The following is a 21,884-nucleotide window of genomic DNA, read 5'->3' on the forward strand; positions in this document are numbered from 1 at the left end:
CACCTCCGCTCCCACGTGAATGCGACGGCCTTCGGCCGCCCGGAACCAAGCGTCACGCCGCGCGAGCCTGGCCGACAAGTACCCACAAAAAGGTGGGTAGGCGGCACAGCCGGCTGGACGACGGTTCTTTGCACAGTGCATACGTTCCCTTTGCCCGGGTAGCCCGGCCTTGTTTCGCGAGAGCGAGATCGACCACCGGAGGGGGAGGCGCGGTGGCACTGCGGATCGAGGACTACGGGCTGCTCGGCGACCTGCACACGGCCGCGCTGGTGGGGCGCGACGGGTCGATCGACTGGTTGTGCCTGCCCCGGTTCGACGCTCCCGCGTGTTTCGCCGCCCTGCTGGGCGACGAGCGGGCGGGGTCCTGGCGTCTGGCCCCCGCGGCCGGCGGGCTCTGCACGCGCCGCCGCTACCGCGGCGACTCCCTCGTCCTGGAGACGGAGTGGGACACCCCCGAGGGGTCCGTGCGCGTGATCGACGCGATGCCGCCACGCGGTGAGGCGGCCGACGTGGTGCGGGTCGTGGAAGGCGTCAGCGGACGGGTGCCGATGCGGATGGCGCTGCGGCTGCGGTTCGACTACGGGCATATCGTGCCCTGGGTGCGGCACGAGGACGGACGGCTCGCGGCGGTCGCCGGGCCGGACGCCGCCTGGCTGAAGACACCGGTGCCGCTCCGCGGCGAGGACATGACGACCTACGCTGAGTTCGAGGTGGCTGCCGGGCAGCGGGTGCCGTTCGTGCTGACCTATCGGCCCTCGCACGAGCGCATGCCGCGACCGGTGGACGCGGAGAAGGCCCTCGCCGACACGGAGGCGTTCTGGACGTCGTGGATGCGCGGCTTCCGATACGAGGGCCGGTGGGAGGAGGCCGTGCGCCGATCGCTGGTCGTGCTGAAGGCGCTGACCTACGCGCCGACCGGAGGCATCGTGGCCGCGGTCACCACCTCGCTGCCCGAACAGCCGGGCGGGCCGCGCAACTGGGACTACCGGTTCTGCTGGCTGCGCGACGCGACGTTCACGCTGCAGGCGCTGCTGGGCACCGGCTTCGTCGCCGAGGCCAGGGCCTGGCGGGAGTGGCTGCTGCGGGCCGCGGCCGGAGACCCGGCCGACCTGCAGATCATGTACGGCATCGACGGCACCCGCCGCCTGCCGGAATACCCGCTCGACTGGCTGGCCGGCTACGAGGGATCGGCTCCGGTGCGGGTGGGCAACGCGGCGTCCGGGCAGTTCCAGCTCGACGTGTGGGGCGAGGTCCTCGACGGGCTGCACCTGGCCAGGACGGCCGGCATCCACGCCGACGAGCAGGCATGGGACCTGCAACGGGCGCTGCTGGACTTCCTGGAGGGCCACTGGGACGACCCGGACAACGGGCTGTGGGAGGTGCGCGGCGACCGCCGCCACTTCGTGCATTCCAAGGTCATGGCGTGGGCGGGCCTGGACCGCGCTGTGCAGGCCGTCGAACGCTTCGGCCTCGACGGGCCGGTGGACCGGTGGCGCGCCACCCGCGACAAGATCCACGCCGAGGTCTGCGACCGCGGCTACGACCCCGAGCGGGGCACGTTCACCCAGTTCTACGGCTCCAAGGGACTGGACGCCGCCCTGCTGCTGATCCCCCGGGTGGGGTTCCTGCCCTGGACCGATCCCCGGGTGGCCGGCACCGTTGAGGCGGTGCGACGCGAGCTGTGCTCCGACGGGTTCCTGCTGCGCTACCGGCCGCAGGCCGACGGCAACGTGGACGGCCTTCCCGGCACCGAGGGGGCCTTCGTCACCTGCACGTTCTGGCTCGCCGACGCGCTGTACGGCATCGGCCGCCGCCGGGAGGCGTACGAGCTGTTCGAACGGCTGCTGAGCCTGCGCAACGATCTCGGCCTGCTGAGCGAGGAGTACGACCCCGCGACCGGGCGGCAGCTCGGCAACACCCCGCAGGCGTTCAGCCACGTCGGGCTGGTGAACGCCGCCCGGCACCTGTCCGGCACTCGGCCGGCCGAGCACGTCGCGCACGGCCACGAGCACGTTGGAGGTGAGCGCTGATGCGCGCTCTCACCGTCATTCCGCTGCAGAAGGACTCATTGGCCGTCACCGAGGTCCCCGATCCCGAGCCGGGTGAGGGGGACCTGCTCGTCGACGGTCTCGCCGTCGGCGTGTGCGGCACCGACAAGGAGATCGCCGCCGGGGAGTACGGCTGGGCCCCGCCGGGCCGCGACCGCCTGGTCATCGGCCACGAGTCGCTGGGCAGGGTGCGGCAGGCGCCTTCCGGCAGCGGTTTCGCCCCGGGCGACCTGGTCGTCGGAGTGGTCCGGCGGCCCGACCCGGTGCCGTGCGGCGCCTGCGCGCACGGCCAGTTCGACATGTGCCGCAACGGCCGCTACACCGAGCGCGGCATCAAGGAACTGGACGGATACGCCAGCCGGAGCTGGGTGGTCGAGCCTGATTACGCCGTCAGGCTGGATCCCGGACTGGCCGACGTCGGAATGCTCCTCGAACCCACCAGCGTCGTCGCCAAGGCCTGGGACGAGGTGGAGAAGGTCGGCGCCCGGGCCTGGTTCGCGCCGAAGACCGCGCTGGTCACCGGCGCCGGGCCGATCGGCCTGCTCGCGGCGCTGCTCGGCGTGCAGCGCGGGCTGGAGGTGCACGTCCTCGACCGGGTCACGGAGGGCCCCAAACCGGCCCTCGTGCGGGATCTCGGCGCGGTCTACCACGCCGAGGACGCCGGCGAGGTCGCCGCCAAGGTGCGCCCCGACGTGGTCATCGAGGCGACAGGGGCCGGACCGGTCATCTTCGCCGTGGCCGCGAACACCGCGCCGTACGGCATCGTCTGCCTCACCGGCGTCTCCTCGGCAGGCCGCCGGATCACGCTCGACGCGGGCAGCCTCAACCGCGAGATCGTGCTGGAGAACGACGTGCTCATCGGCTCGGTCAACGCCAACCTCGGCCACTACGCCGCCGCGGCGGACGCCCTGGCCAAGGCCGATCTCGCCTGGCTGAACCGGCTGATCAACCGCAGGGTGCCGCTGGAGTCGTTCCGCGACGCCTTCACCGCCGGGCCGCAGGACGTCAAGGTCGTCGTCGAGCTGTGACGGTTCCTACACCAAGAAGATCAGCATGGCGGTGAGGCCGAGGGTCACCGCCACGAAACCGGCCGTGCGGGGCTGCCGGGCGGCCTCCCGGCGAGAGGAGACCACGAGCACGGCGCCCACGGCGAGCGCCGCCACGAGGTGCAGGCCGTACCAGACGGGAATGGGCACCCTGGCCAGGAAGGTGCCGGACAGCAGGTCGTCGGCGGACCCGTAGCCGCCGAGTGCGGCGACCGCGGCCAGGCCCAGCACCGGGAGCGCGTACCGGAACCGGCCGAGCAGGGCCCAGACGACGGTGCCCAGGCCGAGCAGGATCGCACAGCGGTGGTGCAGTTGCCGTGCGAGCAGGCCGCCGCGATCGTCGAAACTGATGTCGAGGATCGAGTGGTAGGCGGCGCTCATCTGCACGCCTCGCAGCGGCTCGTAGTCGCCGGTGTAGGAGACCGTCTCGCCGCTGGGCACGTAGGTGAACGCCAGCACCCCGCCGGTGATCAGGAAGACCGCGAAAAGGTAGATGAGCATCTCACCCATCGCCTGCCTCGTCCGATCCATCGGCACATTTCAGCACATGCGTGCGCGTCAGGGGGGCGGAAGCAGGGGAACCGCCTTGGCGGGTGTCTCGCAGGTCGTGAACGGAACCGGGCTGAGCGCGTCGAGGCGCTCGGCGAACTCGGCCGCGAGGCCGGTCAGGACCAGCATCCCCGTCGCCGTCTCCGACACGCGCTGCTGCGCCACGATCAGGGCGGTGATGCCGGTGCTGTCCCAGTAGGTCACCGCGGAAAGGTCGATCACCAGCCCCGCCGCCGGTGTCCGGGAGACGAGCTCCCCGACCGCCGCGGTGATCTCGGGGGCCGCCTGCTCGTCCAGGGCGCCGTCCAGCTCGAGAACGGTGTGCGACTCGAGACGGCGCAGCCGTGGAGTGGCGGACCGGCGCGACGCGGGCCCGGGGAGGGTGAAGTCGGCCGTGGCGAGGGTGCCGCCCGGGCCGGAGTCGATCGTGAACCGGTCCGACAGGTAGCGGGCGAGCCACAGCCCGTGCCCGTGCCTGACCGGCCATCCGGCGGCGTCGTGCCCGGGCGAGCCGGGGTCGCCGACCTCGCACCGCAGCACGCCGTCGAGCTGCCAGATCCTCGCCCGTCCGGTTCCCGAGCCGTGGAAGACCGCATTGGTGGCGAGCTCGTGGACGGTGAGCACCAGGTCCACGGCCCGGCCGTGGGGAAGCCCGGCGTGGACGACGTGGGCTTCCAGCGTCTCCCGCAGGGGATAGAGCGAGCCGCGGTCGAACGACTGGTCGAGGATCAGCACCGGCGTAGCGGTGCTCCGCTTCCCGCTGCCGGAGCCCGAGGCGACGTGGGAGGCGTGGGTGGTTCCGTCATCGCTCATGCGTGGTCACCAGGCTGATCCCGGGAACGCCCTGAGCGCCGAGCAGCACGAACCGCGGCACGATGGCGGGGTTGCATCGCAGGACGACCGTGCGGGCCGGCGCCACGCTCCGCGCCACGTCGATGATCGTCCGGGTGCAGGAGAGGTCGATGAAGGACAGCTCGGCCATGTTGATCGTGAGCGGGCCGTCCGTCCTGATCGCCTCGCACAGCGCCAGGGCCAGCGCGTCCTCGGCCGCCCGGTCGATCTGTCCCGCCATCCGGATGCCGGGCGGCGCGTACTGGCGGCAGATCCGCAGCAGCGGGTCGTCGTAGTAGGTGGCCGCGGCGACCGCCCGTGTGTGGAACGGGGAGACCGACGCGAGGGTGACCGGGTCGAAGCGTTCCCGGTCGTACTGGCACAACACCGACACCCTGCTGTCCGACAGGACCGTCGCGATCTTCTCCTCGAAGGCGGGCAGTTGCTCCACACCGTGGACCGGCCGCAGGGCCCAGCCCATGTCGAGGGCCACCCGCAGTCCCGAGTAGCCCTCGTGCGAGGTCAGCTCCATCTGGGAGCTCAGCCACCCCATCGCGTGATCCACGTTGAAGGCCTGCCCGGACAGCAGGCCCTCCTGAGAGGCGACGACGTCCATCCGGCCGCTCGCGGTGGCGGTCTGCACGGCGATCCCGCGGCGGCTCAGCTCGGCCAGCGCTCCCTGCGGCTCCTCGCACAGCCAGACGACGCGCAGGCCTCCCGCCAGCCCGTCCCGTACGAACGCGGCGGTGAGGTCGAGCAGTTCTTCCGGCTCGCCGAAGGTCAGGCACGCGTGATCGTTGATCGTCAGATCCGTGATCTGCACTTCAGCGCTGACCGTCACCGCGACCCCACCCCCGAGCGGTCCCCGCCGCCCACCGCCTCATCGGGGTACCCATCCTAGTGACCGGCATTCGTCAAGAATCGGTCTCGAATGGTGGAAGGAGCTACAGGTACGTCGGCGTACGGCCGGCCCGGTCGCGGAACATCCACCAGTTCCAGACCTGGGAAAGCACCATCAGCGGCACCATGACCGCGGCGAAGCCCGCCAGAAGCCGCAGGGTGCCCGCCTCCGCCATCGCCTCCGCCAGTCGCAGGCCGGAGCCGGGGGCGCCGGAGGAGACCAGCACGAAGGGGTGCAGGCCCGCGCCGAGGGCGACGACGGGCAGGGCGGCCGCGCACGAGGTCGCGGCGAAGGCGCGACCGGTGCGGCCCGCGCGCAGCAGAGCCGCCCCGGCGAGGAGCACGACCACCAAGGCGGCGCCGGCCACGAGGGCGGGCCACGGGTTGACGAGGGCGTGCCGCGCCGAGGTGAGGAAGCCGGCGACGAGGACGGCGACCGCCGCCACGGCCGCCACGAGCAGGGCGCGACGGCCTGCCCTCGCCGCCCGCGCGCTCGGCTCGCCGGCGGTCCGCCACGCCAGGAAGGACGCCCCGTGCGCGACGAACATCGCGGTGGTCGTGGCGCCGCACAGCAGCACGAAGGGGTGGAGCAGGTCGGCCGGTCCGAGCGAGAAGGCGTTCCGGGCGTCCAGCGGCACCCCGGCGAGGAGGCGGCCGGTCACGAGCCCCCACCCCACGGCGGGCACCAGCCCGCCCAGGAAGATCAACCCATCCCAGAGCCGGCGCGCCGAGGCGCTCCGGTGGCGGCTGCGCAACTGCACGGCGGCGTTCCCGACGACGATCCCGGCCAGGATCGCCGCGAACAGGAAGTACATGCCGGACAGCAGCCGCCCTTCCAGGAAGGGGAAGGCGCCGAACAGCACCCCGGCCGCGGCCACCAGCCAGACCTCGTTGCCGAGGAAGAACGGGCCGAAGGCGTTGAGCAGCGCCCGCCGTTCGCGGTCGTCACGGCCGAGCCAGGGGGTGAGCATCTGCACGCCGTAGTCGAAACCGGCCAGGACGAAGTAGCCGGCGAGCAGCAGTCCGAGCAGGACCGGCCACACGAGTCCGAGCGTCACGAGGGCTCCTCTTTCACAGGGCGAGCGCCGCGGAGGGCCGCTCCGCCTGCCCGTCGCCGGGTGGTCCGCCCAGGTCGGTGCCGGCCGGGCCGCGGCGGGCATACCGGGCGATCAGCACCCAGTCGGCGACCGCCAGCGCGAGGAACACCCCGCAGAACAGGACCAGGGACACCGTCATCGAGCCGACGGGCGACCGTGCGGCGGCCGTCGTGAGCTCGCCGTACACCGCCCAGGGCTGGCGTCCCACCTCGCGCAGCAGCCATCCTCCGAGCGCGGCGACGAAGGGCAGGGGAACCGCGACCAGCATCAGGTACGCCGCCGGGCGGAATCGGAGGTACCAGTCCCGGTAGAGCAGGACGAGGGCCACGACGACCAGCAGGAAGATCAGATAACCGACGTCCTGCATGACGTCGAAGGCGGCGGCGATCCAGGAGGGTGGCCGGTAGTCGCCCGCGCCGAACCGCTGCGCCAGGTGCGCCTGGACGTCCTCGACCCGCAGGGAGCCGATGTCGTCGACGTGGCCGCGCAGGGTCGCCGCCTTCATCGGCTGGGTGTCCACGAGCGTCGGGATCTGCACGAACCCGTAGTAGAGGGCCACCAACGCCGCGGGCGTGGCCACGAACAGGCCGAGCCGCAGTGACGCGCGGAAGAACTCCCGCTCCGCCGTGCGCTTGAGGAAGTGGTAGGAGCTCACCCCCGCCACGAACACTCCACCGGTCATCAGCGCTGCGGTGCCGGCGTGCACCAGCGCGTTGATCGCGTTGGGGTTGGTGAGCATGGCGCCGAAGTCGGTGAGGTAGGCGACGCCGCCGCGCACCTCGTGCCCCACCGGATGCTGCAGGAAGCCGTTCGCCACCATGATCCAGTACGCCGAGGCGTAGGCGGTGAGGGTGACCAGCCAGATCAACGTGACGTGCACCGCCTTGGGCAGCTTCCCCCAGCCGAAGATCCACATGCCCAGGAAGGTGGACTCGGCGAAGAAGGCGACGATCGTCTCGAGCGCGAGCGGGGCGCCGAAGACGTTGCCCGCGTACTCGGCCAGCCCGCTCCAGGCGAGCCCGAACTGGAACTCCATGACCAGGCCGGTGACGATGCCCAGCACGTAGTTCACGACGTAGATCTGGCCCCAGAACCGGGTCATGCGCTCCATGAGCGGTGCGCCGCCGAGGGCGTGCCGGGTGTGCATCACCGCGATCAGCGGGGCGAGGCCGAGGGTGAGCATCACGAACAGCCAGTGGAAACCGGCCGTCGTCGCGAACTGGAGCCGCGCCAGCGTCTCGTCCGTCATCGGCGTCCGCCCGTCGCCCGGCGAGGAGAGGTCCGGAGCGCGTGCTGGAGCGACAAATCAGCCCTTTCCTCGCAATATCCGCAAGAGCGGACGGATCATATCCTCACACGCCCGTCTCGCGGCAGGTGATCGGGGGCCCGGGCCCGATCAGGAGGACGCGGGGGTCGTCCCGGCGGAGCCGGACAGGATGCCGTCGAGCGTCATGGTGAGGTAGCGGGCCAGGTCGTCTGCCGACATGGCCGCGATCGGGCCGTCGGCCAGAACGTACCGGCTGAACGTGACCCCGATGAGGTGCGCGCCGAGCAGGTCGACCCGCAGCGCGACGTCCGGTCCGGTGAGCACGGTGCCGTAGGCGGCGATGCTCTCCTCGCGCATGGCCCGCAGCAGCGCCTTGGCGGCCTCCTGATCGCCGGCGGCGCTGCGTACGAGGGCGACGAAGGGATCGGCGCTGTCGGCCGACTCCATGCGGGCGACGTAGGCGCGCGCGACCCGCTCGGCCAGGCCCTCGGCGTCCCCTCGGACGCTGTCGGCGAGGTCGCGCGTCCCCGGCACGGCGGCGAGGAACAGTTGCTCCTTGGACGAGAAGTGCATCACGACGAGTCCGTGGGTCACCCCGGCCCGTTGCGCGATCTCCCTGATGGTCGCCTTCGCGTACCCGCGCTCGGCGAAGACGGAGCGGGCCGCGGCGAGGATGGCGGCTCGCCGCGCCTCCGGGTCGCGCACCCGCTTCCTCGGGGGCACGGGCGCCGCGGCGTTGGACTGTGACGCGTCAGACACCATGCCGCTTACTGTACACGTGGACATTAGTGGCGACGCGGGCGTACATTACTGACCAGATGGTCATTAGGGCCGCGCACACCAGGAGTGATCGCGATGAACCTCGCCCCGCTTTCCCCCGACGACACCACCGTGGTCCTGGTCGACTACGCCGTCGGTTTCGCCAACCTGCTCCGTTCGCACGACCTGCGCGAGCACATCGCCAACGTCGCCGGCCTCGCCAAGACCGCCGTGCTGTACGGCAGCGGCCTGGTGGTGACCAACGGCGAGGCGTCCAAGCCCTCGGGCCCGCTCTATCCGGAACTGCTGGACGTCATCGGCGACCGGCCGGTGATCGAGCGGACGACCGCGTTCAACTCCTTCCTCGACCCGGCCTTCGCCGAGGCGGTGCGCGCCGCCGGCCGCCGCAGGCTGGTCATCGGCGGCATCGCCACCGACGGCTGCGTGCTGCAGACCGCGCTGGGCGCGTTGCGTGAGGGCTACGAGGCGTACGTCGTGGTGGACGCCACGGCGAGCCTCAGCAGGGAGGCGCACGACGCGGCGGTGCAGCGGATGGCGATGTCCGGCGTCGTGCCGGTCACCTGGTGGTCGCTGGCCGCCGAGTTCCAGCTGGAGCCGCGCTTCGCCGACGCGCCGTACCGCACCCAGTTGATGGGCGAGTTCCAGCCGGCCATGACGATGGCGGGCCGCACGTTCTTCGCCGGTGTGCACGAGGGGCGGCTCGCGCCCACGGCAGCCTGAAACGCGGGGCCTGAGGCGCGGGGGCTCGAAACACGCGGGGACGCGGCGGGTTACTCGGGGTCGATGAGGAAGGTCTGTCCGGGCGCGGAGGCGCAGGGCCGTTCGACGGCCTCCGCCCCCGGCCGGCCCTCGTCGCCGTTGACGGCGAGGCACCGGCCGCTCGACGCCGGCCGGATGCGGTAGCCGTCCCCACCCGCCGGTTCGAGCCGGAAACGCTGGTTGGGCCGGGCGCCGGTGCAGTCGCTCCAGGGCTCGAGCATGCGGTCCGGCGCCGGCCCGCCCGCCCGGGCGGCCAGATCCGACGGCGCCGGGGTGTCCGAGATCGTCCGGAAGTGTCCGGGACACCGCCGATGTGTGGACGTGAGCCCGCGTGCTGGGCCACGGTGGCCTTGCACAACGGCCCGTCGGCGCCGGAGCACGCAGGTGCTCGGGGGCGGCGTCGCGAGGGCGGGCCGTGGCGGCGGACGTGAGCGCCCATCGCGGCAGCGGGTGGCGGCGCACGCATTCTCCGCGGGCGACTGGCGCACGTCCGCCGCCGCATCTCACTCGACATGAGGGATACGAACCATGGGACGCGTAGTTCTGTCTGTTTTCACCACCCTTGACGGCGTCATCGAGAACCCGCACGAGTGGGCTTTCGGGTTCGTCGGCGAGGACTCGATGCAGGCCGGCCTCGACCAGATCCGCGTGGCGCGGGCGCTGCTCCTCGGACGGGTCACCTACGAGGGCTTCGCGGCCTCCTGGCCGTCGATGACCGACGAGGTGGGCTACGCGGACGCGATGAACACCCTGCCGAAGTACGTCGTGTCGACCACGCTGACCGAGGCCACCTAAGTAATCGGGCGCGTCCTGGCCGGGCACCGCGGGTGAACCGGTCACCGGCGGAGCCGGGTCACGGCGGCGTACAGGGCCAGGGAGAGGGCCGCCCAGGTCAGGGTGGCGATCGTGAGGGACAGCCACAGCGGCCAGACGGTCACCGTGAGCGCCACGACGACGGCGAAGCCGATCAGGCCGAGGGCGCCGAAGGTCGCGCCCCCCACGTCCTGCCCGGCCTGGCGCACGCCCTCCTCCTTGGCGATCAGGGTGACGCTCGCCAGCAGGATCGCCGGGAACGCGAGGAAGAGCCCGCCCGCGCGCGGGCCGGCCAGCACGGACACCACCCCGGCGAGCGCCGACACTCCGGCGCCGAACGCGAACCGGACCGCCCAGTCGCGCATGGGCGGCCGCCTCAGCTCACCGAGCCGCAGCCGCACCTTCCGTCCGTCCTGAGACGGCCGCCCGTCGCCGGGAGCCGGGCCGCCGTCACGACGGGCGCTCACGACGGGCGCGCCGGTGGTGGGACGAGTTCCAGGGCAGCCGGCTGGGGAGGCGGAGCGGGGACCGCTGTGGTCCGGACGCCGAGCAGGCCCTGCGGCGCCAGAGCGTACCCGGCCGCCGCGACGACGCCCCAGACGGCGAGCGCGGTCAGCGCCCCCCGCCATACGCCCCACCTGCCCAACAGGGGAACGGCGATCAGGCAGTAGAGGGTGAAACCGACCGCGCCGATCTGCATGCCCCGGGCCGAGGCGAGGACGTCGGGAACGCCGGCGATGCCGGCGGTGACGATGAGGCTGGCCAGGGCGACCGAAGGGGCGGCGGAGAACACCCCGGCGAGCCGTTTCGGCGTCAGCGTCTCGGCCAGCGCCGCGAAGGCCAGCACGAAGACGCCTCCGGCCAGCGACTTCAGGACGACCGTCACGATCTGGTCGGTCACCTCGCCCACGCCGCGTCCCCTCCCCCGAACCGACACAGATGTCCGGGGGGCGCCGATCGCCGGTTGAACCGCGTTGATTTCCGGCAGGGGTACGCCCGAAACCCCCAGGCGCGGACCGCGTACAGAGCCCGTCAATACTCGGTTCGAACCCGTATGGAAGCCGTCAAGAGCGGCCAAATGCCCCCGATCTCGGACTTTGCTTGTGCTGAGGCCGCCGTAGACCGGCGGACGTAAACACAACCGAGGAGTGGGGATGGCGGACGTCATCTTCGTCGCTCTGACGATCGCGGTGTTCGCGATCTTCGGGCTCGTCGTGAGGGCGGTGGAGCGCCTGTGAGCGTGATCAACGCCGCCGGTCTCGGCGTGGCCGCGGCACTGCTGGTCTTCATGGTCGCGGCCCTGTTGTTCCCGGAGCGCTTCTGATGGGCGCGGCAGCGGCAGGGGCCGCGCTCGTGCTGTCCGTCGTCGCGGTGCTCGCCGTCGTCTACCTGCTGCTGGGCGACTACCTCTACCGGGTCTACACCGGCACCCGCCACAGCGCGGCCGAGCGCCTCGTCTACCGTCTCGTCGGCGTGCGGCCGGACGCCGAGCAGCCCTGGGCGGTCTACGCGCGCGCCCTGCTGGCCTTCTCCGCGGTCTCCGTGCTGGTCGTGTACGGCATGCAGCGCCTGCAGGACCGGCTGGTCCTCGGCCTCGGACGGCCCCCGGTCCCCGCCCACGTCGCGTGGAACACGGCCGTCAGCTTCGTGACGAACACGAACTGGCAGTCGTACGCGGGCGAGACGGTCATGGGTCACCTGGTGCAGATGGCCGCCCTTGCGGTGCAGAACTTCGTGTCGGCGGCGGTCGGCATGGCCGTGGCGGTCGCGCTCGTGCGCGGATTCGCCCGCAGGCAGGCCGACACGATCGGCAACTTCTGGGTGGACCTCGTGCGCGGCACGTTCCGGGTCCTGCTGCCGATCGCGTTCGTCGCCGCGCTGGTCCTGGTCGCCGCAGGCGTGGTGCAGAACCTCGCGTCACCGCACGAGGTGACGACGCTGACCGGCGGCACCCAGGCGATCACCGGGGGCCCGGTGGCGAGCCAGGAGGCCATCAAGGAGCTCGGCACCAACGGCGGCGGCTTCTCCAACGCCAACTCCGCCCATCCCTTCGAGAATCCGGCCGGGTGGACGAACTGGCTGCAGATCGTCCTGCTCCTGGCGATCCCGGTCGCGCTGCCGCGCACCTTCGGCCGCATGGCCGGGCAGGTGCGTCAGGGACACGCGATCCTCGCCGTCATGGCGGTGATCGCCCTGGCGAGCGTGCTGCTGACGAACGTCTTCGAGATCTCCGGCGGCGCCACGGTCCCGCAGGCCGCCGGGGCGGCGCTGGAGGGCAAGGAGGTCCGTTTCGGCGTGCCCGGTTCCGCGACGTTCGCCGCCGCCACCACGCTGACCTCGACCGGCGCCGCCGACTCGGCCCACGACTCCTTCACGCCCCTGGGCGGCATGATGACGATGCTGAACATGATGCTCGGCGAGGTCGCGCCGGGCGGCGCCGGTTCGGGCCTGTACGGCATCCTCGTGCTGGCGGTGATCACCGTCTTCGTCGCCGGTCTCATGGTGGGCCGCACGCCGGAGTATCTGGGCAAGAAGATCGGCTCGCGCGAGATCAAGCTGGCCTCGCTCTACTTCCTGGTCACCCCTGCCCTCGTGCTCGCCGGCACGGCGGCGGCGATGGGCAACCGGGCGGGTCTCGCGGCCATGCTCAACGGCGGCCCGCACGGGCTCTCGGAGATCCTCTACGCCTTCACCAGCGCGGCAAACAACAACGGCTCGGCCTTCGGCGGGATCTCGGCGGGCACGCCCTGGTGGTGCGTCGCGCTCGGCCTGTGCATGGCCTTCGGCCGGTTCCTGCCGATCGTCTTCGTCCTCGCGCTGGCCGGATCGCTGGCCCGGCAGGCGCCGGTGCCGGCCTCCGCCGGGACGCTGCCCACCCACCGGCCCCAGTTCGTCGGCATGGTGGCCGGCGTCACGGTCGTCCTCGTCGCCCTCACGTTCCTGCCGGCTCTCGCGCTCGCGCCGCTCGCGGAAGGACTCTCCTAGTCATGTCGACGTCACCACGGCGCGCGAGCCGCGAAAGCGGCGGCAGGATCGGCGGCGGTCTGCTCGATCCCCGCCAGCTCGTGAGGTCGCTGCCCGACGCCGTACGCAAGCTGAATCCGGCGACGCTGTGGCGCAACCCGGTCATGTTCGTCGTCGAGATCGGCGCGTTCCTCACCACGGGCCTGGCGGTCGCGGCCCCTTCGGCGTTCGCCTGGGCGATCGCGGTCTGGCTGTGGCTGACCGCGCTGTTCGCCACCCTCGCCGAGGCCGTGGCCGAGGGCCGCGGCAAGGCCCAGGCCGCCACGCTGCGGGCGGCCAAGCGCGACACCACGGCCCGGCGCCTGGCGGACCCGCGCGACCCCGCCCGGTGGGACGTCGTCGGCGCCCAGGAGCTGCGCCAGGGCGACCATGTCGTCGTCGAGGCCGGGGAGGTCATTCCGGGCGACGGCGACGTGGTCGAGGGCATCGCCAGCGTGGACGAGTCGGCCATCACCGGCGAGTCCGCCCCCGTGATCCGCGAGTCGGGCGGGGACAGGTCGGCGGTCACGGGGGGCACCAGGGTGCTGTCGGACCGGATCGTGGTGCGGATCACCCAGAAGCCGGGGGAGAGCTTCATCGACCGGATGATCGCCCTGGTCGAGGGCGCCGACCGGCAGAAGACGCCCAACGAGATCGCCCTCAACATCCTGCTGGCCGCCCTCACGGTGATCTTCCTGATCGCCACGGTGACCATGCAGCCGCTGGCGATCTACTCCAAGGCCCAGAACCCCGGCGTACCGGACACGACCGCGCTCGGCGCCGACGGCGTGAGCGGGGTGGTGCTGGTGGCGCTGCTGGTCTGCCTGATCCCGACCACGATCGGGGCGTTGCTGTCGGCCATCGGCATCGCGGGCATGGACCGCCTCGTGCAGCGCAACGTGCTGGCCATGAGCGGACGGGCGGTGGAGGCGGCAGGCGACGTCACGACCCTGCTCCTCGACAAGACCGGCACGATCACCTTGGGCAACCGGCAGGCGTCGCAGTTCGTCCCGGCCGAAGGCGTCTCCGAGCTCGACCTGGCCGAGGCGGCGCAGCTGGCGAGCCTCGCCGACGAGACCCCGGAGGGACGTTCCGTCGTCGTTCACGCCAAACGCGCCTACGACCTGCGTGAACGCCAGCCGGGCGAGCTGGCCCACGCGGAGTGGGTCGCCTTCACCGCCCAGACCCGCATGTCCGGGGTGAACGTGGACGGCCGGCGGGTCCGCAAGGGGGCCGCGACCTCGGTCATGAAGTGGGTGCGCGACAACGGCGGCCATCCCACCGCCGAGGTCGGGCAGCTGGTCGACGGGATCTCCGCCTCCGGCGGCACGCCTCTCGTCGTCGGCGAGGTGAGCGGCGGCAGGGCCCGGGTGCTCGGGGTGATCCACCTCAAGGACGTGGTCAAGCAGGGCATGCGGGAGCGGTTCGACGAGATGCGCCGGATGGGCATCCGCACCGTGATGATCACCGGGGACAACCCGATGACCGCCGGGGCCATCGCCAGGGAGGCCGGGGTGGACGACTTCCTGGCCGAGGCGACTCCCGAGGACAAGCTCGCATTGATCCGCAAGGAGCAGGAGGGCGGGCGGCTGGTCGCGATGACCGGGGACGGCACCAACGACGCCCCGGCGCTGGCCCAGGCCGACGTGGGGGTGGCGATGAACACCGGTACCTCCGCCGCCAAGGAAGCCGGCAACATGGTCGACCTCGATTCGAACCCGACCAAGCTCATCGAGATCGTCGAGATCGGCAAGCAGTTGCTGATCACGCGGGGGGCGCTGACGACCTTCTCGATCGCCAACGACATCGCGAAGTATTTCGCGATCATCCCGGCCATGTTCGCGGCCGTCTATCCGGGCCTGGACGCGCTCAACGTCATGCGGTTGCACAGCCCGCAGTCGGCCATCCTGTCCGCGGTGATCTTCAACGCCCTGGTCATCGTCGCGCTGATCCCGCTCGCCCTGCGCGGCGTACGCTACCGCCCCTCCAGCGCCTCCAAACTGCTCGGCCGCAACCTCTGCCTGTACGGCCTGGGCGGCGTCGTCGCGCCGTTCGCCGGCATCAAGCTCATCGACCTGTTCGTCCAATTCCTTCCGGGGATGTCCTGATGGCTGCGCACGTGATGGAACGCCTGCCGAACACGCTCCGCCGGCATCTCGCGGCGGTCCGGGCCGTCGCCGTGCTCACGGTGATCCTGGGCGGCCTGTATCCCCTGCTGGTGACCGGCATCGCCCAGGTCCTGCTCCCCCACCGGGCCGGCGGCTCGATCCTGCGCGAGGACGGCAGGGACGTGGGCAGCGCCCTCATCGGGCAGAGCTTCACCGGCAAGGACGGCAACCCGGTGCGCAGGTACTTCCAGAGCCGCCCTTCCGCGGGCGGCCACGACCCGCTGGCCTCGGGCGCGAGCAACCTCGGCCCGCAGGACGTCGTCGACCGGCTGCCCGACCCCCGGGGGGCCGGCCAGGCCGCGAGGAAGGGCAGGGTCTCCCTGCTCACCCAGGTGTGCGCGCGCTCCACGGCGGTCGGCGAACTGGAGGGGGTCAGCGGGGCCAGGCCGTACTGCACGGCGGACGGGGTGGGCGCGGTGCTCAAGGTCTTCCCCGCCGTCGGCAGGCCCACGAGGGTCGTCAGCGTCAACCAGGCGTGCCCGGCCACGCCGTTCGTCGCCGCCTACGAGGGTGTGAAGGTCGAGTGCGGCAGGCCCGGCGAGGACTACACAGCCGGCCGTACGGTGCCGGTCCGGGGAAACGCCCGCGCGGTCGTCCCCCCGGACGCCGTGACGGCGAGCGGCAGCGGGCTCGACCCGCACATCTCCGTCGCGTACGCCGAGCTGCAGGCTCCCCGGGTGGCACGGGAACGGGGGCTCGACGTGGGCAGGGTGCGGACCCTGATCAGGGAGCACACGACCGGCCCTGCCCTCGGCTTCCTGGGGGAGCCCGGGGTGAATGTGCTGGAGCTCAATCTGGCCCTCGACAGGGAGAGGTGAGCGGCCATGCCACGCGGGCGGCTGCGGATCTACCTCGGCGCGGCACCCGGGGTCGGCAAGACGTACGCGATGCTCTGCGAGGGGCACCGCCGCAGGGAGCGCGGCACGGACGTCGTGGTCGGCCTGGTGGAGACCCACGGCCGCGTACGCACCGCGCGACTGCTGGAGGGGCTGGAGATCGTCCCCCGCAGGACCCTCACGTACCGGGGCGCGGCCTTCACCGAGCTGGACGTCGACGCGGTCGTCGCCCGGCGTCCGCGGGTCGCCCTGGTCGACGAGCTGGCGCACACCAACGTGCCCGGCTCGCGCAACGCCAAGCGCTGGCAGGACATCGACGAGCTCCTCGACGCCGGGATCGACGTGATCTCCACGGTGAACATCCAGCACCTGGAGTCGGTCAACGACGTCGTGCAGCACATCACCGGCATCCCGCAGCGCGAGACCGTGCCCGACGAGGTCGTACGCCGGGCCGACCAGGTCGAGCTGGTCGACATGAGCCCGGAGGCGCTGCGGCGGCGGCTCGCGCACGGCAACGTGTACATGCCGGAGAAGGTGGACGCCGCCCTGGCCAACTACTTCCGCGTCGGCAACCTCACCGCGCTGCGCGAGCTGGCCCTGCTGTGGCTCGCCGACGAGGTGGACGAGCAGCTCGACCGCTACCGCGCCGAGCACGGCATCGCCGACACGTGGGAGGCACGCGAGCGGGTCGTCGTCGCGCTGACCGGGGGACCGGAGGGAGAGACCCTCGTGAGGCGGGCGGCCCGCATCGCCGCCAGGAGCAAGGGCGCCGACCTGCTCGCCGTCCACGTCACCCGGGCCGACGGGCTGGCCGGCGGCGACCCGGCGCTGCTGGCGCGCCAGCGCGCCCTCGTGGAGAGCATGGGCGGCACCTACCACCAGGTGGTGGGCGACGACGTGCCGCGGGCGCTGCTGGAGTTCGCCCGCGGCGTCAACGCCACCCAGCTCGTGCTCGGCGCCTCCCGGCGCGGCCGGGTCGCCCAGATCTTCAGCAGAGGGGTGGGCGTCGAGACGACCGCGAGGTCCGGCTCGATCGACGTCCACATGATCACTCACGAGCAGGTCAAGAAGGGACGGGAGCACCCGCAGCGGTCGCGGGCGGCGCTCACCCGGCGGCGCAGGCTGGCGGGGTGGGCCGTCGCGCTCACCGGCCTGCCGCTGCTCACCGCCGCGCTGCTCCCCTTCCGGGGCACGCTGGCGCTGCCGAGCTTCATCCTGCTGTTCCTGACCACCGTCGTGGGCGTGGCGCTGGTCGGCGGCTTGTGGCCGGCGATCACGGCGGCGGTCGCCGGGTCGCTGCTGCTCAACTTCTTCTTCACCCCGCCCCTGCACACCCTGACGATCGCCAACCCGGAGAACCTCTTCGCCCTGGTCGTCTTCGTCCTCGTCGCGGCGGCGGTCAGCATGATCGTGGACGTGGCCGCCCGCCGTACGCGGGAGGCGGCCCGCGCGGGGGCGGACGCGGAGATCCTGTCCGCGCTGGCCGGGCACGTGCTGCGCGGCGAGGCCGCCGTGCCCTCCCTGCTCGCGCGTACGCGGGAGACGTTCGGCCTGGTCTCGGTCACCCTGCTCGAACGGCGGCCGGAGGCGGGGCAGGGGCCGGACGACCGGTCCGACCCCGCCTCATGGCGGATCGTCGCGACCTCGGGGGGAGAGCCGTGCACCTGCCCGGACGCCGCAGGCACCGACGTGGACATCGACGGCGACCTCGTGCTCGCCGCGCGCGGACGGCTGCTCGACGCCTCCGAGCGCCGCGTGATCGAGGCGTTCGCCGCGCAGGTGGCCGTCGCCCTGCGGCAGGAACGGCTGGAGGAGGAGGCCGAGCAGGCCAGGCCGCTCGCGGAGGCCGACAGGATGCGCACCGCGCTGCTCGCGGCGGTCAGCCACGACCTGCGCACCCCGCTGGCCGCCGCGAAGGCCGCCGTGGAGAGCCTGCGCGCCACCGACGTCGAGTGGTCCGCCGAGGACCGCGCCGAATTGCTGGAGACCGCGGACGAGTCGCTGGCCAGGCTCGACCGCCTGGTGGCGAACCTGCTCGACATGAGCCGCCTGCAGGCCGGGGTGCTCGGCGTGGCCGCCCAGCCGGTCGCCGTCGAGGAGATCGTGCCCCGGGCGGTCGACGACCTCGGGCCGCTCGCCGCCGAGGTGAAGATCGACATCCCGCACGACCTGCCCGAGGTCGTCGCCGATCCGGCGCTGCTCGAGCGGGTGCTCGCCAACGTCGTCGCCAACGCCGTCCGCTACACCCCCGCGGGCGAGAGCGTGCTCGTCACCGCCAGCAGGTACGGCGAGCGGGCCGAGATCCGGATAATCGACCGTGGGCCCGGTGTGCCGCACGACGCCTACGACCGGATCTTCCTGCCCTTCCAGCGGCTGGGGGACCGGGACAACCACAGCGGGGTCGGGCTGGGCCTGGCCCTGGCGCGCGGACTGACCGAGGCGATGGGAGGAGCGTTGACGCCCGACGAGACGCCCGGGGGAGGGCTCACCATGATCCTGACCCTGCCCGTCGCCGAGCACACCCACGACGTGCTGAGGGGCCCGATGGATCTCGGTGGTTCTCTGGATATGGGCGGTGCGGCGCCGTGAGCCGGATCCTCGTCGTCGACGACGAGCCGCAGATCCTGCGCGCGCTGCGGATCAACCTGGCCGCGCGCGGATACGAGGTCGCCGTCGCGGCGGACGGCGGCTCCGCGTTGCGCGAGGCCGCGGACCGGCGTCCCGACCTGATCGTGCTGGACCTCGGGCTGCCCGACATGGACGGAGTCGAGGTCATCCACGGCGTACGCGGCTGGAGCAGCGTGCCGATCATCGTGCTGTCGGGGCGCACCGGCAACCAGGACAAGATCGACGCGCTGGACGCCGGGGCGGACGACTACGTCACCAAGCCCTTCGGGGTGGACGAGCTGCTGGCCCGCGTGCGCGCGGTGACCCGGCGCACCGGCTCCCGGGACAGCGAGCCCGCCCGCGTACGGATCGGGGAGCACGTGGTCGACCTCGCCGACAAGACCGTCTCCGGCGACGTACGGCTGACCCCGACCGAGTGGCACATCCTCGAACTCCTGGTCCGCAACCCCGGCAAGCTGATCAGCCAGCGGCAGCTGCTGAGCGAGGTGTGGGGCACGCAGTACGTGAAGGAGACGCACTACCTGCGGCAGTACATGGCCCAGCTCCGGCGCAAGCTGGAGAAGGAGCCCGCCCACCCCGTCCACCTCATCACCGAGCCGGGCATGGGCTACCGTTTCACCCCCTGACGACACGGAACTGTCGGTCGGGTGCGGAAGAATCGCCTTCATCATGACCACCACCACCGCGCCGCCCATCACCGCACCGGCAGACGTGCCCGCACGTCCCCTGCCGGTCGAGCTCATCGACGGCCCGGGGGGCAGCCTCTACCTGCTCCCCTTCGCGCCGCTCACCCCGGACGACTGCGAGGCCCTGTCCGTGCTCCTCGCCGCCCGGGCCGCCGCCGTACGGCGGAACGAAGCCGCGTCCACCGCAGGTCGGTAACGCCTCATTCGGCAGCCGGTGAAGGGGCTGTGGCGGGGATCACATCGGACGCGTGTCACGTACGGGCGGGTCGCTTCCATCTGCTGGTCGTCAACGGTGAGACGAGGAGGCGGAACGATGAGCGCACAGCACGAAGCCGGCGTGGCGACCACCCACCGAGTGGTGATCCTGGGAGCGGGGTACGCGGGCCTGTCCGCGGCCGTCCAGCTCGGGTGCCGGGTCAAGCCGAGCGAGAACGTGCGGGTGACCCTGGTGAACGCGCAGGAGCGGTTCACCGAGCGGCTGCGGTTGCACATGACGGCGACGGGTCAGCGGCTCGCCGAGCTGAGCATCCCCGAACTGCTGGAGGGCACGGGCGCGCACTTCGAGCGCGGGTGGGTGACGGCGGTGGACGCGGACGCGAAGACCGTGCGGATCGACGACGAACGCGTGCTGCCCTACGACACGCTGGTGTACGCGCTGGGCGGCGTGGCCGACACGGCGGCGGTCCCGGGCGTCGAGGACCACGCGTACACCCTGAACAGCGCTCAGGACGCCGAGGTGCTGGCCGACCGGTTGTCGCGGCTCGGCGGCGGCACGGTGGCGGTCGTCGGCAGCGGACTGACCGGCGTCGAGTCGGCCGCGGAGATCGCCGAGCGGCACCCGGAGCTGAACGTCGTGCTGCTGGGCCGCGGTGAACCGGGCGCGGCCATGAACCCGAAGGCCAGGGCGTATCTGCGCGCCGCGCTCGACCGCCTGGGCGTGCAGGTCCGCAGCGGGGTCGAGGTGGTGAAGGTGCTGCCCGGCACGGTCGAGCTGGCCGGCGGGGAGAGCGTGGCGGCCGACGTGGTCCTGTGGACGAGCGGTACGCGGGTGTCGCCGCTGGCGGCCGCCGCCGGGCTGACCGTCGACGAGCACGGCCGCATCGTCACCGACACCGCGCTGCGGTCGGTGTCCCACCCCGAGGTGTACGCCGTGGGTGACGCGGCCGCGATCCGCCAGGGCTACGGCGTCATGCACGGCACCTGCCAGGGCGGCATGCCGACCGGCGTGCACGCCGCGGTGTCGATCGTCCGGGAGCTGAAGGGCAAGCGGCCCAAGCCGTTCCGCTTCGGCTACTACCACACTCCGGTCAGCCTCGGCCGGCACGACGCGGTCGTGCAGTTCACCCACCCCGACGACAGTCCCAGGCGGCTGTATCTGACCGGCCGCATCGCCGTCCGATACAAGGAGACGGTGACCGCTGCACCCTGGCCCACATGGGGCCGCATGAAGAAGATGCCCGCCTCGGGCGCGTTCTGGCCCCGCGGGGGCCGCTTCACCCGGGTGCGGGAGGCGTGATGACCCAGCCTCCCGACCTCGACCAGCAGGTGTTCGTCCAGCACCGGAACCTGCTGTTCTCGGTGGCCTACCGCATCCTCGGCACCGCGGCCGACGCCGAGGACGCGGTGCAGGACGCCTGGATCAACTGGTCGGCGGCCGACCGCTCCCAGGTGGCCGACCCGAAGGCCTACCTGACGCGGATCGTGTCGAACGTGGCGCTGGAGCGGCTGCGCTCCACCCAGCGCAAGCGTGAGGCCTATGTGGGGCCGTGGCTTCCGGAGCCCATCCTGACCGGCGGAGACACCGCCGAGACCGTCGCGGACGCCGAGTCGGTGTCGATGGCGATGCTCGTGGTGCTGGAGACGCTGAGCCCGCTGGAGCGCGCGGTGTTCGTGCTGAAGGAGGTCTTCGACTTCAGCCACGCCGAGATCGCGGAGGCGGTCGAACGTTCCGAAACCGCGGTGCGGCAGGCCGCGCACCGCGCTCGCGAGCACGTGCGGGCCCGGCGGCCGCGTTTCACGACGGACCGGTCGCGGCAGCGTGAGGTCACCGAGCGGTTCTTCGCCGCCGCGACCGGCGGTGACATGAACGCCCTGATGGAGCTGCTGTCCCCGGACGTCACCCTGTGGACAGACGGCGGCGGCAAGGTCCGTCAGGCCCTGCGCCCGGTCGTGGGCGCGGCGACGGTGGCCGCCTGGTTCGCGGCCGTCGGCACCGTCAGCTACCAGGGCATCGAGCCCGCCGACATGCATGCGGAACTCGTGGAGATCAACGGCGGGCCCGGCATCGTCTTCAGCGGCCCGGGTCGTGTGGTCGCGACCGTCACCTTCGACTTCGACACCGACGGCCGGATCACCACCATTCACAACGTCGCCAACCCGGACAAACTCCAGGCGATCGCCGATGGCACGACCCGCAGCCTCGGCACCCGCTGAGCACCGCTCCCGGCGGGGCGCGGCGGTGACGACCGCCGCG

Annotated in this window: 22 protein-coding genes; 13 read left to right on the forward strand and 9 right to left on the reverse strand. The window is 72.2% G+C overall.

Annotated elements, in window-relative coordinates:
- Positions 1–212: 212 nt before the first annotated feature.
- Positions 213–2,030, forward strand: a complete 1,818-nt coding sequence (locus tag ABZ860_RS22020; RefSeq protein ID WP_357222860.1) for a glycoside hydrolase family 15 protein — start codon at positions 213–215, stop codon at positions 2,028–2,030.
- Positions 2,030–3,076, forward strand: a complete 1,047-nt coding sequence (locus ABZ860_RS22025) for a glucose 1-dehydrogenase (protein ID WP_357222863.1) — start codon at positions 2,030–2,032, stop codon at positions 3,074–3,076. The genes ABZ860_RS22020 and ABZ860_RS22025 overlap by 1 nt, the downstream gene beginning before the upstream one ends.
- A gap of 6 nt (positions 3,077–3,082) precedes the next feature.
- Here ABZ860_RS22025 and ABZ860_RS22030 read toward each other — a convergent pair whose 3' ends face one another.
- From ABZ860_RS22030 to ABZ860_RS22055, 6 genes are all read right to left on the reverse strand, one after another.
- Entirely contained in the window at positions 3,083–3,625 is a 543-nt protein-coding gene (locus ABZ860_RS22030) for a hypothetical protein (RefSeq protein WP_357222866.1), read from the reverse strand.
- A gap of 27 nt (positions 3,626–3,652) precedes the next feature.
- Positions 3,653–4,456, reverse strand: coding sequence for an STAS domain-containing protein (locus ABZ860_RS22035; RefSeq protein ID WP_357222868.1), 804 nt, complete (start codon positions 4,454–4,456; stop codon positions 3,653–3,655).
- Positions 4,446–5,315, reverse strand: a complete 870-nt coding sequence (locus ABZ860_RS22040) for an MEDS domain-containing protein (RefSeq protein WP_357222871.1) — start codon at positions 5,313–5,315, stop codon at positions 4,446–4,448. Before ABZ860_RS22040 ends, ABZ860_RS22035 begins: the two co-directional genes overlap by 11 nt.
- A 103-nt stretch (positions 5,316–5,418) precedes the next feature.
- Complete coding sequence (gene cydB, locus ABZ860_RS22045) at positions 5,419–6,432, reverse strand: cytochrome d ubiquinol oxidase subunit II (RefSeq protein ID WP_357222874.1); 1,014 nt, start codon at positions 6,430–6,432, stop codon at positions 5,419–5,421.
- A 13-nt stretch (positions 6,433–6,445) separates the two neighbouring features.
- Entirely contained in the window at positions 6,446–7,720 is a 1,275-nt protein-coding gene (locus tag ABZ860_RS22050; protein ID WP_357222877.1) for a cytochrome ubiquinol oxidase subunit I, read from the reverse strand.
- 147 nt (positions 7,721–7,867) lie between these two features.
- Positions 7,868–8,500 carry a TetR family transcriptional regulator gene (locus ABZ860_RS22055; protein WP_357222880.1) on the reverse strand — a complete coding sequence of 211 codons (633 nt, stop codon included), beginning with the start codon at positions 8,498–8,500 and terminating at the stop codon, positions 7,868–7,870.
- A 93-nt stretch (positions 8,501–8,593) separates the two neighbouring features.
- Between ABZ860_RS22055 and ABZ860_RS22060 the strand changes: the two genes are divergently transcribed.
- Entirely contained in the window at positions 8,594–9,238 is a 645-nt protein-coding gene (locus tag ABZ860_RS22060) for an isochorismatase family protein (RefSeq protein WP_357222883.1), read from the forward strand.
- Between the two features lie 50 nt (positions 9,239–9,288).
- Here the strand turns inward: ABZ860_RS22060 and ABZ860_RS22065 are convergent, their stop codons facing one another.
- Positions 9,289–9,498: an RICIN domain-containing protein gene (locus ABZ860_RS22065; RefSeq protein ID WP_357222886.1), complete on the reverse strand. Its 210-nt coding sequence runs from the start codon at positions 9,496–9,498 to the stop codon at positions 9,289–9,291.
- A 307-nt stretch (positions 9,499–9,805) separates the two neighbouring features.
- Between ABZ860_RS22065 and ABZ860_RS22070 the strand changes: the two genes are divergently transcribed.
- Positions 9,806–10,072, forward strand: a complete 267-nt coding sequence (locus tag ABZ860_RS22070; RefSeq protein ID WP_357222889.1) for a dihydrofolate reductase family protein — start codon at positions 9,806–9,808, stop codon at positions 10,070–10,072.
- A 41-nt stretch (positions 10,073–10,113) separates the two neighbouring features.
- On the opposite strand, the gene ABZ860_RS22075 is transcribed toward ABZ860_RS22070, so the two are convergent.
- Together ABZ860_RS22075 and ABZ860_RS22080 are read right to left on the reverse strand one after the other, a co-directional pair.
- Complete coding sequence (locus ABZ860_RS22075) at positions 10,114–10,557, reverse strand: DUF3147 family protein (RefSeq protein WP_357222891.1); 444 nt, start codon at positions 10,555–10,557, stop codon at positions 10,114–10,116.
- Positions 10,554–11,000, reverse strand: a complete 447-nt coding sequence (locus ABZ860_RS22080; RefSeq protein ID WP_357222894.1) for a DUF3147 family protein — start codon at positions 10,998–11,000, stop codon at positions 10,554–10,556. Before ABZ860_RS22080 ends, ABZ860_RS22075 begins: the two co-directional genes overlap by 4 nt.
- 324 nt (positions 11,001–11,324) lie before the next feature.
- On the opposite strand from ABZ860_RS22080, the gene ABZ860_RS22085 reads away from it, so the two are divergent.
- The 9 genes from ABZ860_RS22085 to ABZ860_RS22125 all read left to right on the forward strand — a co-directional run bounded on the left by ABZ860_RS22085 (position 11,325) and on the right by ABZ860_RS22125 (position 21,844).
- Positions 11,325–11,414 (forward strand): potassium-transporting ATPase subunit F, encoded by a 90-nt coding sequence (locus ABZ860_RS22085; RefSeq protein WP_357222897.1) that lies wholly within the window; start codon positions 11,325–11,327, stop codon positions 11,412–11,414.
- Positions 11,414–13,075 (forward strand): potassium-transporting ATPase subunit KdpA, encoded by a 1,662-nt coding sequence (gene kdpA / locus ABZ860_RS22090; RefSeq protein WP_357222899.1) that lies wholly within the window; start codon positions 11,414–11,416, stop codon positions 13,073–13,075. The genes ABZ860_RS22085 and kdpA overlap by 1 nt, the downstream gene beginning before the upstream one ends.
- Before the next feature lie 2 nt (positions 13,076–13,077).
- The gene (kdpB, locus tag ABZ860_RS22095) at positions 13,078–15,201 is read left to right on the forward strand and encodes a potassium-transporting ATPase subunit KdpB (protein ID WP_357222901.1); all 2,124 of its coding nucleotides are present in this window, start codon (positions 13,078–13,080) and stop codon (positions 15,199–15,201) included.
- A 14-nt stretch (positions 15,202–15,215) separates the two neighbouring features.
- Entirely contained in the window at positions 15,216–16,079 is an 864-nt protein-coding gene (locus ABZ860_RS22100) for a potassium-transporting ATPase subunit C (RefSeq protein WP_357223002.1), read from the forward strand.
- Positions 16,080–16,085: 6 nt separating this feature from the next.
- A complete protein-coding gene (locus ABZ860_RS22105; RefSeq protein ID WP_357222904.1) occupies positions 16,086–18,686 on the forward strand; it encodes a sensor histidine kinase KdpD in 2,601 nt (866 codons plus the stop codon).
- Positions 18,683–19,351: a response regulator gene (locus ABZ860_RS22110; RefSeq protein WP_357222907.1), complete on the forward strand. Its 669-nt coding sequence runs from the start codon at positions 18,683–18,685 to the stop codon at positions 19,349–19,351. The genes ABZ860_RS22105 and ABZ860_RS22110 overlap by 4 nt, the downstream gene beginning before the upstream one ends.
- A gap of 43 nt (positions 19,352–19,394) precedes the next feature.
- On the forward strand, positions 19,395–19,607 hold the full coding sequence (locus ABZ860_RS22115) for a hypothetical protein (RefSeq protein ID WP_357222909.1): 213 nt from the start codon (positions 19,395–19,397) through the stop codon (positions 19,605–19,607).
- A 117-nt stretch (positions 19,608–19,724) separates the two neighbouring features.
- On the forward strand, positions 19,725–20,927 hold the full coding sequence (locus ABZ860_RS22120; RefSeq protein ID WP_357222912.1) for an FAD-dependent oxidoreductase: 1,203 nt from the start codon (positions 19,725–19,727) through the stop codon (positions 20,925–20,927).
- Positions 20,927–21,844 (forward strand): RNA polymerase sigma-70 factor, encoded by a 918-nt coding sequence (locus ABZ860_RS22125; protein WP_357222914.1) that lies wholly within the window; start codon positions 20,927–20,929, stop codon positions 21,842–21,844. The genes ABZ860_RS22120 and ABZ860_RS22125 overlap by 1 nt, the downstream gene beginning before the upstream one ends.
- Positions 21,845–21,884: the final 40 nt, after the last annotated feature.

The sequence above is a fragment of the Microbispora sp. NPDC046973 genome (assembly GCF_040644495.1).
GTDB lineage: Bacteria > Actinomycetota > Actinomycetes > Streptosporangiales > Streptosporangiaceae > Microbispora.